The organism is Leptospira sarikeiensis, assembly GCF_004769615.1.
GTDB lineage: Bacteria > Spirochaetota > Leptospiria > Leptospirales > Leptospiraceae > Leptospira_B > Leptospira_B sarikeiensis.
This window is the reverse complement of sequence record NZ_RQGF01000005.1, coordinates 21,535-34,260: the sequence shown is the minus strand read 5'-3', so window position 1 is coordinate 34,260 and position 12,726 is coordinate 21,535. Positions and strand designations below refer to the sequence as shown.

13 protein-coding genes are annotated in these 12,726 nt (G+C 41.4%); 5 read left to right on the top strand and 8 right to left on the bottom strand.

Going from position 1 to position 12,726, the window contains the following annotated elements; all coding sequences use genetic code 11:
- Window positions 1-56: 56 nt before the first annotated feature.
- From EHQ64_RS00740 to EHQ64_RS00730, 3 genes are read right to left on the bottom strand one after another with little or no spacing between them, the layout of a single operon-like run.
- Window positions 57-1,091 (bottom strand): DUF1574 family protein, encoded by a 1,035-nt coding sequence (locus EHQ64_RS00740; RefSeq protein ID WP_135647597.1) that lies wholly within the window; start codon window positions 1,089-1,091, stop codon window positions 57-59.
- Window positions 1,092-1,095: 4 nt separating this feature from the next.
- Window positions 1,096-2,505 carry an MBOAT family O-acyltransferase gene (locus tag EHQ64_RS00735; protein ID WP_135647596.1) on the bottom strand — a complete coding sequence of 470 codons (1,410 nt, stop codon included), beginning with the start codon at window positions 2,503-2,505 and terminating at the stop codon, window positions 1,096-1,098.
- The gene (locus EHQ64_RS00730; RefSeq protein ID WP_135647595.1) at window positions 2,502-3,257 is read right to left on the bottom strand and encodes a pseudouridine synthase; all 756 of its coding nucleotides are present in this window, start codon (window positions 3,255-3,257) and stop codon (window positions 2,502-2,504) included. Before EHQ64_RS00730 ends, EHQ64_RS00735 begins: the two co-directional genes overlap by 4 nt.
- A gap of 103 nt (window positions 3,258-3,360) precedes the next feature.
- Between EHQ64_RS00730 and lipA the strand changes: the two genes are divergently transcribed.
- Both lipA and EHQ64_RS00720 read left to right on the top strand, forming a co-directional pair.
- Window positions 3,361-4,266, top strand: coding sequence for a lipoyl synthase (gene lipA, locus EHQ64_RS00725; RefSeq protein WP_135647593.1), 906 nt, complete (start codon window positions 3,361-3,363; stop codon window positions 4,264-4,266).
- On the top strand, window positions 4,251-4,586 hold the full coding sequence (locus EHQ64_RS00720; protein ID WP_135647591.1) for a hypothetical protein: 336 nt from the start codon (window positions 4,251-4,253) through the stop codon (window positions 4,584-4,586). Before lipA ends, EHQ64_RS00720 begins: the two co-directional genes overlap by 16 nt.
- Before the next feature lie 250 nt (window positions 4,587-4,836).
- Here the strand turns inward: EHQ64_RS00720 and EHQ64_RS00715 are convergent, their stop codons facing one another.
- The gene (locus tag EHQ64_RS00715) at window positions 4,837-6,018 is read right to left on the bottom strand and encodes a lipoprotein LipL45 (RefSeq protein WP_135647590.1); all 1,182 of its coding nucleotides are present in this window, start codon (window positions 6,016-6,018) and stop codon (window positions 4,837-4,839) included.
- A gap of 99 nt (window positions 6,019-6,117) precedes the next feature.
- A complete protein-coding gene (locus EHQ64_RS00710) occupies window positions 6,118-7,317 on the bottom strand; it encodes a PQQ-dependent sugar dehydrogenase (protein WP_135647588.1) in 1,200 nt (399 codons plus the stop codon).
- Window positions 7,318-7,414: 97 nt separating this feature from the next.
- Between EHQ64_RS00710 and EHQ64_RS00705 the strand changes: the two genes are divergently transcribed.
- Window positions 7,415-8,746 (top strand): radical SAM protein, encoded by a 1,332-nt coding sequence (locus EHQ64_RS00705; RefSeq protein WP_135647586.1) that lies wholly within the window; start codon window positions 7,415-7,417, stop codon window positions 8,744-8,746.
- On the opposite strand, the gene EHQ64_RS00700 is transcribed toward EHQ64_RS00705, so the two are convergent.
- The 3 genes from EHQ64_RS00700 to EHQ64_RS00690 are packed head-to-tail and all read right to left on the bottom strand — an operon-like array spanning window position 8,743 to window position 10,794.
- Window positions 8,743-9,426: a TIGR00266 family protein gene (locus tag EHQ64_RS00700; protein ID WP_135647585.1), complete on the bottom strand. Its 684-nt coding sequence runs from the start codon at window positions 9,424-9,426 to the stop codon at window positions 8,743-8,745. The two genes, EHQ64_RS00705 and EHQ64_RS00700, sit on opposite strands and share 4 nt — an antisense overlap.
- A gap of 7 nt (window positions 9,427-9,433) precedes the next feature.
- Entirely contained in the window at window positions 9,434-10,105 is a 672-nt protein-coding gene (locus EHQ64_RS00695) for a TIGR00266 family protein (RefSeq protein WP_135647583.1), read from the bottom strand.
- A 23-nt stretch (window positions 10,106-10,128) separates the two neighbouring features.
- On the bottom strand, window positions 10,129-10,794 hold the full coding sequence (locus EHQ64_RS00690; protein WP_167882328.1) for a TIGR00266 family protein: 666 nt from the start codon (window positions 10,792-10,794) through the stop codon (window positions 10,129-10,131).
- 99 nt (window positions 10,795-10,893) lie between these two features.
- On the opposite strand from EHQ64_RS00690, the gene EHQ64_RS00685 reads away from it, so the two are divergent.
- Together EHQ64_RS00685 and lpxC are read left to right on the top strand one after the other, a co-directional pair.
- Window positions 10,894-11,553, top strand: a complete 660-nt coding sequence (locus EHQ64_RS00685) for an SDR family oxidoreductase (RefSeq protein ID WP_135647579.1) — start codon at window positions 10,894-10,896, stop codon at window positions 11,551-11,553.
- 263 nt (window positions 11,554-11,816) lie between these two features.
- On the top strand, window positions 11,817-12,722 hold the full coding sequence (lpxC, locus tag EHQ64_RS00680; protein ID WP_135647634.1) for a UDP-3-O-acyl-N-acetylglucosamine deacetylase: 906 nt from the start codon (window positions 11,817-11,819) through the stop codon (window positions 12,720-12,722).
- Window positions 12,723-12,726 lie beyond the last annotated feature (4 nt).

The following is a 12,726-nucleotide window of genomic DNA, read 5'->3' as shown; positions in this document are numbered from 1 at the left end:
ATATTTCGCACAGAGTTCACGGAGCGCACAGAGTTCTGATTTAACCAAAGCTTAACTTAAGGAAGCTTCTTCTTTCCCGTATAATCGTTCATCAGAATTTCAGATTGTTCAGAAATACAAAATACACTTTGGTGAGAACCGTCGTAATATAGATCACAAGAACTAAGAGTATTCATATCTGCAGCAGAAGCTCCGTATTTGGAAGCAAGTTCCTGAACTCTAGGCCACCAAGTCTTCTCCAAGCCTAACTCATAGTATCCGGCTCTATAACCTGGATATACTTTAGGCCAGATCAAATAGGCCTTTATTCCTTCCTTCTCAGCAAGTTTTAAGAATTCTTCCACAAAGAAAAATTCAGTCTCTCCTAAGGTGAATCCGGAAAGGTAAATACTTTTTAGGCGAAGCGCATCCTTTTCTAATTTTTTAGGATTATTACTCGCACTCGCATATGCAAGCTGCTCTCCATTTCCTAATTCTAATATCAGATTCTCATGATTTTGATCCGGTCTGTACAATTCCAATTTTTTAGATATAAGCCTAGACCAGAATAATTTGAAACCGGGCTTGATCCTTCTGATCGTAAAAAAATTCTCTTTTAAGATCTCCCATTGGTCGGAGAAAGGAAATTTTTCCCAATAAGCTTTCTTAAATTCTTCATCCGCACCTAAACGTAGAAACGGTTCGTAGAATAGGCCTTTAGAATCGTCGAACCCTTCAGGACTGATCACATAAAAGACCGCTTTTGGTTTGATCCCGGAGTTCAAAATTTTTCGAAACCAATAAAACCCATACGCAGGAACTGCTTGAGGACCTGAGAAATTATAAACTGTCCAATCTTTGGAGAAAGAAGCCGGAAGAGTTTTAATAGAATACGGATAAGCCCTAGAATCCCCGAACGCTAAGAGTAAATTTTTATCTTTTACCGAAGGATCGGCTTTCAACTTTTCGAATAGATGTTTTCTTTGTGAATAATAGACCGGATTTCCTTCTTGATAAAAGGATGTTTGGAAAAAATCCAAAAGAAAAATTTTATCCAACAAAAGCAGGAAAATTAGGAAAACGAAAGGGATATAGATATATTTCTTTTTCATTAGATCAAAACTGCCCGTAAAAGAAGTCCGCATTTCCGCTAGGTAATGCCAATAGTACGATAATCCAGACGATCGGAAGTAAAACAGTCTTCCACTTTAAACTAAATTTGAATTTCTCAGGCCATTCTTCAGCAGAATGGAATAAGATAGCTACAAGTAGTGCGAAAATACAAGGTTCCATATTCGGGAAATTTACCCCGGGAGCCCAAACGAATATCCTCTGTACTGCTGCTACTGCGGATCCGAAATCCGGTGTGAAAAATAAGATCCAAGAGATACTATAAATATTCAGAACAAATAGATAAGTCAGAGTCCTTTTAACATATGGGATCTCTGGCATTAATTTAATATTCCAATCCTTGAAAGCTCGCTCGATAGAAAGATAAAATCCAGTAAGCCCTCCCCAAAGAAGATAATTCAAATTGGCTCCATGCCAAAGCCCACCAAGTCCAAATGCAACTAGGTAATTAAAACAAGTCCTGAATGTCCCACTTCTAGAACCACCAAGAGGAATATACAAATAATCCCGGATCCAAAAAGAGAAGGTCAAATGCCATCTTCTCCAAAAGTCCCCGAATCCATTAAAGAAGAATGGAGCCTTGAAGTTTTGAGGAAGAGTAAATCCTAATAGTTTCCCCATCCCCCTGGCTAGATCAGTTAAGCCTGAAAAATCCAAATAGAGATAGATCGCAAAAAAGTAAACTGTGCTAAGAAGGGCTCCACCGGAGAACGCGGAAGTCTCCGCAAACACTTGGAAGATGGATGCTGACATAAGAACGGAGACAATGGATTTTTTGAATAATCCAATGACGACGAGCCAAAGCCCATCTACCATATCTTCTTTTTCCATCTTAGGAGAATCGAATTGGGAAGAAACATCTCCGAATCTTAAGATTGGCCCAGCGATCATGACCGGAAAAAGGAAAATGAAAGAAGCAATTTTAAAAAACCCCAATTCTTCTTGGATGACACCCTTTTTCTTATCAACTAAAAGTGAGATGAATTGGAATGTATAATAGCTGATCGTCAAAGGAAGAACTACTTCGAATCCGGCCCATTCCAAAGATTTAGATAAGATCCCGTCCAGATTTATTTTATTTTGGAATTCAGGGATCCCGAAGAACATCCCAACCAAATCCGCGAAAAAGTAAAAATATTTAAAAAAAGCTAAATTAAGAACATTGAATCCGATCGAAACGGGCAAAAACCATTTTTTAGACAAAAATAAGCGGATAAGAGCCCAGTTGATCGTAACGACCGCAATCAGATGAAATAAAAATTTCCAGGATGCAAATGCGTAGAAGAGAGCGGAACTTAAGATCAGAAAGTATTTCTTCCAAGGATCCGAAAGATTCCAATACACCAGAAAGACGACGCAGAAAAAAAATAAAAATTCTAAACTGGTAAAATTCATGGTCTCCAAACTTTTGGATCAAGCAATACGAACTTGCCCTCTCCTATTTTTAATTTTTCCAGGGAAAGTTTTCCGATCCGTATTCTTTGTAGATCGATCACTTTACCTCCCAGAACAGAAAACATCCTACGGATCTGGCGTTTTCTTCCTTGTTTTAGTATAACTCTGAATTTAGAGGACTCTTGTCCTTTTCCGAGGGAAACTACTTTCTCCGCTTTTAAAAATTCTCCCTCGTCTATAAATCCGCGTAGGAACTTTTCCTTCACTAGTCGGAATTCCAACTCTTCTTCCAAGACAACTTCGTATTCTTTTTCAGAACCTTCCGAAGGATGAGTGATCTCTTGTACAAGATTTCCTAAATCGGAAAGAAGAAGAAGCCCTCTTGAATCTAGATCCAGTCTTCCTGCGATGAATAGTTTTCCGTATTTTTTAGGAAGGAGCTCGAATATTGTATTAGAATGAAATCTGTCACTATGAGAACAGAGAAACCCTTTCGGTTTATTTAAGGCTAAAAATACGCTCTCTGTAGGAGGTTCTAATTTTTTATTTCCTACCTGCACAGAATCGACACCAACTTTGATTTTGGTGCTCAGGTTCTTTTCGACCGATCCATTCACCCTTACTTTACCGGAAAGGATCAATTCTTCTACCTTTCTACGAGAACCGAGACCGCAGTCGGAGAGAAACCGGTTGATCCGGATCTCTTTTGGGGGATCTTCCCCTTTTTTCACTTTCGTGATGTTTTCGCTCAAACTATCCCCCGGCATTAGCCGATCCCTCCAGAATCAAGGACCCACCTGTTTCCGGCTACCCAAAACACTTGACTCTTTTCCGACTCGGACGGAGGCTTAAAGGGTGAATCCTCTCAAAAAGAAGCCAAGATCTACCGGATACCAACCTCCACCTGAAAAACCGGATTGGCTTAAGGTCAGGCTCCCATTCCGTGAAAAAGAAAACCCAGTCGATCTGGTCCGTAGTTCAGTGGAAGGCGGAAAATTAAACACGGTTTGCGAAAGTGCTTCCTGTCCGAACCTAAACCATTGTTGGTCCAGAAGGACAGCGACCTATATGCTTGCGGGAGATATCTGCACAAGACGTTGTTCCTACTGCGATGTCGCGTTTGGGAAACCGTTTGCTTTAGATCCTGAAGAACCTTTGAGAGTTGCTGAATCTGCAAAAGCCTTGGACCTCAAACATGTAGTGATCACTTCCGTAAACAGGGATGATCTAAGCGACGGAGCAGCAAATCATTATAAAAAAACTGTCGAACTTATCCGTGAAAGACTGCCTGAATGCAAAATTGAGATTTTAGTTCCGGATTTTAAAATGAAGGAAGAAAGTTTAGAGATCATCTATTCTTCCAAGCCGGATATTTTTAATCATAACTTAGAAACAGTGGAGAGATTATTTCCCACAGTCGCCCCCGCTAAAAAATATGAAAGGTCCTTAAACGTTTTACAACATGCATCCGAAAAAGGTTTTCTCACAAAAAGTGGACTTATCTTAGGGCTTGGAGAAACTTTGGAAGAAGTTCATGCGACTCTAAAAGACTTAAGAGCTGTGGGAGTACAAATGGTAACCTTAGGACAATATCTACAACCTACTCCTACACATCTTCCTGTTTCAGAATATATTCGCCCGGAAGTGTTTAAAGATCTAAAAGAATACGGCAAGTCCCTAGGTTTTAGAACAGTATTCTCCGGGCCACTGGTCAGAAGTTCTTATCACGCGGACGAGCAAGTGCCGTGGTTCGCAAATTAAAAAGATCCAAAGATAAATTTCCGGAATCCCCGGATGCAACGGAGATGAAGAAGATCATCTTCCATTCTATTCTTGCGTATCTTTCCAAACAAGACGGTCATGTTTCCAAAACAGAGATCAAAGACATGCTATTCGATTCGATCAGTTTGATCCCGGGTTTTAGAGTAGAATGGGGAGAGATACAAAAATTCGGCAGAGGAAAACTGTTAGTCAATTATAAAGACAAAGTACTTGTTTTAGATATAGAAGAAGTTTCCAACATGATCCTAAAACTCTGGGATCGCTACTTAGACACACACCCTCATCATAAACCTAGGTAACAATTTTCGCACTGAAGACACAGAGATCACTGAGTAGGCTAGCAAGAAGGGTGGTCCCTTTAGTGCCCGAAGCGTGTATCGCACGCGAACCGATCCTCTTACAACCCTTCTCATCTCTGCAGCTTATTAAACTCTGTGCTCTCCGTGATCTCCGTGCGAAATAGTTTTGAAAGAAGGTGTGCCTCTAAATAGAAAAACCCGAGCTACCTTTCGGTAACCCGGGATTTTTCCACCATTTTAAGCCTGGGGATTAGTTTTCGGATTTAGTTTGGAAGTCGTAAATAACTTCTCTTACGTCATCCTGGTTGATCTTCTTGATACCGTCTTCGGTATGGACGATCATTGTACTACCTTGCTGGTCAACAATTGCACCGATGATGGTAGTTTTACCGTCAGCCAATACGATTTTTTCCAGTTTTTCGTAGTAGTTTACAAGATCCTTATTCGTTTTCAGGTTCTTAGGAGCAGAAACAAGAACGTTCTTGAATCTTTTCAACTCGTCAGCTTGACGTTTAGCTAATTCTTCTTCGATTTTCTTTCTCTCGGCTTCGTTAGCAGCATTTGTAGCTTCGTCAATTTTTCCTGATTTAGGATCAACATTTAGTTTTGCTAATTTATCAGTCGTATCTTTATCTAAAGTTACGATAGTTCTGATCTCTTCCTCTTCTGTTTTAGAAACTCCGGAACCGGAAAATTTAGTAACCGCTTTCGGAATATCTTTTTCAAGAGAAGCATCTAGCTTAGTAATTTCTTTCTCACCGAATTTTTTCTCAGGAGCTTTTACTATAGAAGATTCGTCTTTCTCTAAGATAACTTCAGATTTATCCAAAGAATCTTTGATCTTCTTGAGTTCAGCGTTTGAAGAAAGTTCTTCAGCGCTTGCGCCTTCTAAAGCTCTAATTCTTGGAGAAACTGCAACGGATCCTTCCAAAACTTTTATAACAGATCTGTCATTTTTGGTACGATCTACAACGAATGAAGTTCCGCGCACACCAGCGATTGCGGTTGGTGTAACGACAGAGAACTGATCGTCTTTGCTTGCTTTATTGACTTTGGCGAAAACTTTTCCGGAAACTAATGAAAGTTTAGTATCAGTATTTCCTTGGGTATTCAAAGCAAGAGCGGAGAATTCCATAACGGATTTTTCTGCCAAACGAACTGCTGATCCATCAGAGAACTGGATATCAACTTTAGCTTTCGCTTTAGTTTCAATCTTGTCTCCTTCTTTCAAGGCGGTTCCAAGACTTGCTTTGTCTTCAGTTAAATCAGCGTGTTGGATTCTTGCTTCCCCTACGCTAAAGACTACGATTGCCGATGGTTGGCTCTGTTTTGCGTTCGCGGAATTCGCGTTCTCCGCAGGCTTTTTACAAGCTCCGGATGTCAACAGACCGACCATTAGGACGGCTGATGCAACGGAAATGATCTTATTCATACCCCTATCCTTCTTGATCGAGATTGATTCGAAACCGCGGTGGAGGCAGTCCGATCTATATTGGGTTAACATCTATGGATTTGGGATTTTCAATTTATTTCAATTTTTTTTTCCAATTTGGAAGATATTTCCTGAACTAAAATCACCAAAATACAGTTCTCCTGCCGAATCCTGCCCAAATGTGCTAATTTGGAGCCTTGTTTCACCGAGCAGCGTTAATTTCTTCTGATTCTCTCCTGAAACCGGAAAACCCATGATCTTTCCGGTGATAAAGTCCGCGAAAATATACCATCCATATAGTTTGGAAAGATTTTTCCCGCGATAAACGTAACCTCCGGTGATGGAACGTCCAGTTTCATGATCATATTCCAAGATCGGATCGACTAATCCTGGTTTTTCGCACCCTGTTTTAGGGATAAAGCAGTGAAATCCTTCCTTTATATTCCATCCGTAATTTTTCCCCTTTAGAACTAGATCTATTTCTTCCCAATCATCTTGTCCGACATCCGCTAAATATAAATCTCCATTCAAAGAATCGAAAGAAAATTTCCATGGATTTCTAAATCCATAGGCCCAAATCTCTGGCAAGAACCCAGGACTGTTTCTGAAAGGATTATCTTCCGGAATTTTATAAGGAGGAGCACTGGTTTCTAGATTGGGTGTGATCCGGATCAAGGTTCCAAGAAAGGTAGAAGTGTTTTGCCCGTGTTTATATGGATCTCCCCCTGCTCCTCCATCTCCAAATCCGATATATAATTTTCCATCCGGACCGAAGCTAAGCTGTCCTGCATTATGATTGGAATAAGGCTGATCTACTCTAAGTAGGATCCTTTTTCTATCCTTCCAAGTAATGACCCTATCTTCTTCCCAACGAAATTCTAATATGAATGTTTGGTCTTTTCCTGCTTCTTTGGAAACAGCATTGATATAAAAGAGTTTATTCTCCGAGAATTTAGGATGGAATGCGAGACCGAGCAAACCTTCCTCAGATCTAGTCTCTATACTTCCCGTAAAGTCCGCGATCAGCTTGGATTCTTTTTTAGTAAAATCCCAAACTAGGATTTTTCCCTTCTTCTCCAAAACAACCATGGAATTGGAAAGACTAGGATGAAATTGAATATCCGTAATTTCTCTAAAGCCGGACGCCACTTGGGTCCAACCGAAAGTATATTCGGACTTTTTCTCTTCTTTCTTTGGAGTTTCCTTTTTCGTTTTAGCAAGAAGAAGGCCTTCTCCCACTAAAAAAGCAAGTCCCAGAAATAGAAGAAAAGTTAAGATCCTATTGCAAAATCGTCTCATTCTGGCAGAAAAAATACAGATCCAAAACTCTCAGTCAAGGATGAAAAAGCCAAAAACTAGATGCCAAAACTCACCCACAAACCAGTCTGGAGTTAAGATGAGCACTAGCACCCTCCGTCCGGAATCTTCCATAGCCTTACTAGAGGAGATGGAAAGAAAATATAAACAGATCCCTTTCGAAGCGATCGTAAAACAGGACATTCTAAGACAAGGGATCCATTTTCTTCCCGAATCTTTTCAAGTAGAGGGAGATTATAAAACAAAGGACTATTTCATTTTCTCCTTCGACCATATTCCACTTTCGGAAATGAAAGAAGGTACTGATTCCAAGGCTCCGGAAGAGATCAAGATCACCGGAGGATATTTCAATTTATTGCCTACAATTGTTTCTACTAGGAACAATCCAAACTCTCCATATAAAGTAAAAAGGATCCCTGCGGGAGAGAAAGACGAAGGAAGACCAGGTCTTTATTTAAACGAAACATTCTTAGGGAAGCTGGAATACCCGCCTAAGCCTGCATGGTACAGGCATAAAACCAAATCCGGAAAAATCCCGGGAGAGATCGCACCAGTGATCGAATGGGGATATCTGATCTATCTGACAGTATTTCGTAACTGCCAATACTTCGGTAAGGACGAAGAATGCGCATATTGCGATATCAATCATAATTACAGACAACAAAAGAACGCTGGTAGACCATACACAGGCGTTAAAGATATAGAAGATATTTTAGAAGTTCTATCATGGATCGATGCGGAAGACGATATCGCGAAAGTTTACACGATTACAGGCGGCTCGGTCATCACTTCTTTAAAGAAGAAGAATGAAATTGATTTCTATTTGGAATATGCTCAGGCAATCGAACAAAAATTTCCGGGAAGATGGATGGGTAAGATCGTTTCTCAAGCCTGGGAAAACGAAGACTGCAAAAAATTCAAAGATGCTGGGATCCAAGTCTATCATCCTAACTATGAAGTTTGGGAACCTGAATTATTCCGTAAAATTTGCCCTGGTAAAGAAGCTTATATTGGAAGAGATACTTGGATCCGTAGGATCGTAGACTCCGCGGAAATTTTCGGGCCTTCTTATGTGATCCCGAATTTCGTAGGAGGAGTGGAACTTTCTCAGCCTTGGGGATTTGCTACCGTTGCGGAAGCGATCAAGTCTACCGGAGAAGGTTTAGACTTTTTCATGTCTAAGGGGATCATGCCTAGATTCACCGCTTGGTGTCCGGAGCCTTATACTACTCTTGGGACCCAAGCAGGTCCTCCATTGGAATATTTCTGCGAGTTATTGACTGTCTGGAAGGCTACATTCGAAAAATATAATCTTCCAGTACCCCCAGGTTACGGAGAACCAGGTCCCGGCAAAGCGGTGTTCTCTGTCTCCGCATTCATGGATGTAATCGGTTACGCAGGGAGGGCTTAGTCCCCTCCGCTCGTAGAACGTTGCACTCTTCTCCAAGCGTTTGCCCAGGACGCAAAGGAGTTTTGGTTCCGAGTCTGTAGATAGAGTTTTCCCTTACCGGAAAATTTTGCGACGAGTCCTTCTCCTGATAAGAAGAGGGATTTTAATCCTCCTACCTTATCCAAATGATATTCTAGACTCGGTTCAAATCCTACGATATGGCCTGTATCCACGATGTACATTCCATCAACATCTACAGCATGGATTGCTCCAAAACTAGAGAAGAATAAGTCTCCTGATCCGGAAACTTTCAGGAAGAATAAACCTTCTCCGGCAAAAAATCCTTTAAAGCCTCCCCATTTACTGTCGATGACGAGTCCCGTACTTCCTGCAACATAGGCGCCTCTACTTAAGATCAGCTCTTCATTTTGTAGAGTGCGATGTTCCAAATCTCCTTGCGTGGCGGAAGTCAAAAATAATTCTCCGGAACCTTCCGAAGTAAACGTATTCTGAAAGAAAGATTCTCCACTGAATAATGCACGTTTTGCAGAGGCGAAGATCCCACCTTGTGCCTTTGTCTCCATTTTAATTTCAGGAGACATTGCAACCATTGCTCCGGATTCCGCACGGATCGATTCTCCGGAGTTCATTTGCAATTTGATAAGAGGAAAATCAGGTTTTGCTAATATTTCAAATTTCATGTTTGTATTATTCCTTTTTTGGAGGTAATTCGTCTCGGAACCAGGCGCCTAAACTAGGAACATTTCTGGATTGGACCCAAAGCCTTCCCTTTCCCTTAAACTTAGCTACAAACCCTTCTCCACCTAAGAAGAAGGACTTCCAACCTCCGAATTTAGTGATCTCGTATTGTAGGCCTTCTTCGAATGCTACGATATGGCCTGTGTCTACTATAAACTCACCTTCTACATCCAGTAATTCTATTCCGCCGTAACTGGAGATTAAGACCGGTCCAGTTCCTGTGAGTTTTAGGAAGAATAAGGACTCTCCGCTGAAAAAACCTTTGAGTCCTTGGAACTTGGTATCTATTTCTATGTTCGGCTGTGACGCAAGAAAGGAACTAGATTGAATAAAGATGGTCCCGTTCAGATCTAGTTTTTCTATATCGCCAGGCAATGTAGGAGCGAGTAAAACTTCTCCCGATTGAGAAGCGCTAAATGTGTTCATCCAGAAGGATTCTCCACCCAAAAAAGCTGCCTTTAAGGATTTAAAAAGTCCTCCTTGCTGAGCCTTACTAGTCTGCATTTGGATATGAGAGCTCATACTCATAAGAGCTCCCGCTTCCGCCTTGATGGATTCTCCCGAATTCAAATTTACTTTTGCAACTGAATACGAGGGCTTATATAATAGTTGGATATTCATTATAAATTCCTAAATTAAAAAACTTATACCGGAAGTAATTTGGTCAGCCAACCGATAAAACCGGAAGGCACCCTGGACTGGATCCAAAGAGTCCCGTGACCTGAAAAATTTGCTACAAGTCCTTCTCCGCCTAGAAGAGTGGATTTCCAATTTCCACCTGCCTTTCCTACTTTGAACTGCAAAGAATTTTCGAAGGCAACTATATGTCCTGTATCTACTGTGTAATTCCCTTGGACATGGATTGGAACGATCGCACCATAAGAACTTAAGAATAGTTTGCCTATTCCGGAAATTTCGAGTAAGAACAAACCTTCTCCGCCCAATAAGGAACGGAGTCCTCCGAATTTAGAGACCACTTGGATCCCGGAGTCTGAAGCAAGATAAGATCCGGATTGAACAAAAATACTTTTGCCTCCCAAATCCAAATCGATGATGTCTCCAGGTAGATCCGGTGCGAGGCCGATCTCTCCTCCGGAAGAAGGAGCGGTGTACGTGTTGAAGAAAAAAGATTCTCCACCGAAAAATTTACGAGCGAGAGCGGAAAGAAATCCGCTTCCCATTTTAGTTTCCACTCCCATTCCGGAACTCATGTAGACCATGGCACCTGCTTCTGATTTAATCGATTGACCCGAATCTAAACGGAGCTTCAATAAGGAGAACGAAGGTTTATGCGAAATCTGGTATTGCATACGAGAGGAAGTTTGGAAAATATTTTCCAATGCGTCAATCGATTCCCGTAATTCCATATGTCTTTCTAATATATTCTATCCATAAAGAAGAACTTTTAAATGAAACAAGTTTTGATTACAGGTGCAAATCGCGGGATCGGTTTGGAACTCGCAAGTCTCTATTCCGAAAAAGGATACTCAGTTTATGCTGCATGTAGAAAAATTTCGGAACCTCTTGCTAGACTAGGACTGAAAACTTTTGAAGGATTAGATCTTACAGGGAGTCAAAGTTTCGAAACTCTAGCCGGCTTCTTGACCGGAGTCAAATTGGACCTTTTGATCAATAATGCAGGGATCCTTATCCCGGATAATCTAGAAAGTTTAGACTTCAAAGAATTAGAAACTCAGATCTTAGTAAATGCAATCTCTCCGATCCGACTCACCAGAATTCTTCTCCCTAAACTGAAATCGGGCTCAAAAATCGCATTCCTGACTAGCAGAATGGGCTCCATTGGAGACAATGGATCCGGGGCCTATTATGGATACAGAATGTCTAAGGCAGCTTTAAATGCAGGAGCAGTCAGTCTAGCCCGGGATCTTTCCCCAGAAAAAATCTCTGTTGGGATCTATCATCCCGGAATGGTAGCCACTGAAATGACCGGTCGCCAGGGAATTCCTCCAAAAGAAGCGGCCCAAGGATTGTTCCATCAGATAGAAAAACTGGGTCCGGAACGGTCCGGAAGATTCTTTCATCAAAACGGGGAAGAGTTACCATGGTAAATGGATTCTGTCTCCCTAAAACAACACTGTTGTAAAAAAGAGACAGAAGTACAGAAATTTCTTTCAAATTATGTCTAGACTCTTCTGTACCGGCTCATACTCCCCGTCTAAAATCACTTTTTTGCACTGCACCTGGCATGGTTATTGCTTTTATAGTCCTAAAGGGTTAATTTTCTCGGAATTTAAAACCGTCCAAGAGATATAGAAGCCCGGTGCAAAGCGAGAATGGATTCCGGATCGGAAACGATCTGGGGTAGGAAATGATGAATTTCACAGAACATAGAAAAACTCTTAAAGAAACAGTTAGAATTAAGGGGATTGGATTACATTCCGGCAAGGAAGTGAATCTGATCGGACATCCAGCTCCAGCCGGAACAGGGATCGTCTTCGAATATAGAAAGGGAGAAGATAAGGCATCTATCCCTGTAGAACTAAGTAACGTAGTAGATACAAGTAATGCGACCACCCTCGGAGATGGTTTGCACCGAGTTCAAACCGTAGAGCATTTGATGGCAGCGGTATTCTCCGTAGGAATTACGGATATGATCCTGGAAATAGACTCTGTTGAAGTTCCGATCATGGATGGTTCTTCTCTTCCTTTCTTGGAAGCGTTCGAAAGCACAGGATATACTGAATTCGAAGAAAGGATCGAACCGATCTATATCAAAAACCCAATGTGGGTGGTAGACGGGGATAAATACCTGGTCATTCTTCCAAGCGAACAATGGAAAGTGACTTATACGATTGACTTCCCCCATCCTCTTCTCAAAGGCCAGAACATCACCATCGATCTGGACAGAAACGTTCTCAAAAATGATATTTTACCTGCCAGAACCTTCGGATTCTTAAAAGACGTGGAGGCTCTCCAGGCAAGAGGTCTTGCAATGGGAGGTTCCCTGGATAATGCGATCGTTCTTACCCAGGACGGATACTTAAACGAATCCCTTCGATACGAAAACGAATGTGTCCGACATAAAATTTTGGACTTAGTCGGAGATCTTTCCATCGCAGGAAGACCGATCATAGGACATTATCTGGCTTCTAAAGCTGGTCACGCGCTGGACGTATCCATGGCGAAATTAGTCATGAGTTCAGTGACTGGAAACGAACTTGGAAAATACAAGAGCCGTCGGATCCCTCTTTTCGGAAGAAAAGCGGCTGCAGTCTAATTTT

What these genes read in the sequence shown, in the direction of transcription:
- EHQ64_RS00735 (WP_135647596.1), bottom strand. Translation starts at nt 2,505, where the DNA reads ATGAATTTTACCAGTTTAGAATTTTTATTTTTTTTCTGCGTCGTCTTT.
- EHQ64_RS00715 (WP_135647590.1), bottom strand. Translation starts at nt 6,018, where the DNA reads ATGAATAAGATCATTTCCGTTGCATCAGCCGTCCTAATGGTCGGTCTG.
- EHQ64_RS00685 (WP_135647579.1), top strand. Translation starts at nt 10,894, where the DNA reads ATGAAACAAGTTTTGATTACAGGTGCAAATCGCGGGATCGGTTTGGAA.
- EHQ64_RS00740 (WP_135647597.1), bottom strand. Translation starts at nt 1,091, where the DNA reads ATGAAAAAGAAATATATCTATATCCCTTTCGTTTTCCTAATTTTCCTG.
- lpxC (WP_135647634.1), top strand. Translation starts at nt 11,817, where the DNA reads ATGAATTTCACAGAACATAGAAAAACTCTTAAAGAAACAGTTAGAATT.
- EHQ64_RS00690 (WP_167882328.1), bottom strand. Translation starts at nt 10,794, where the DNA reads ATGCAATACCAGATTTCGCATAAACCTTCGTTCTCCTTATTGAAGCTC.
- EHQ64_RS00710 (WP_135647588.1), bottom strand. Translation starts at nt 7,317, where the DNA reads ATGAGACGATTTTGCAATAGGATCTTAACTTTTCTTCTATTTCTGGGA.
- EHQ64_RS00695 (WP_135647583.1), bottom strand. Translation starts at nt 10,105, where the DNA reads ATGAATATCCAACTATTATATAAGCCCTCGTATTCAGTTGCAAAAGTA.
- EHQ64_RS00700 (WP_135647585.1), bottom strand. Translation starts at nt 9,426, where the DNA reads ATGAAATTTGAAATATTAGCAAAACCTGATTTTCCTCTTATCAAATTG.
- EHQ64_RS00705 (WP_135647586.1), top strand. Translation starts at nt 7,415, where the DNA reads ATGAGCACTAGCACCCTCCGTCCGGAATCTTCCATAGCCTTACTAGAG.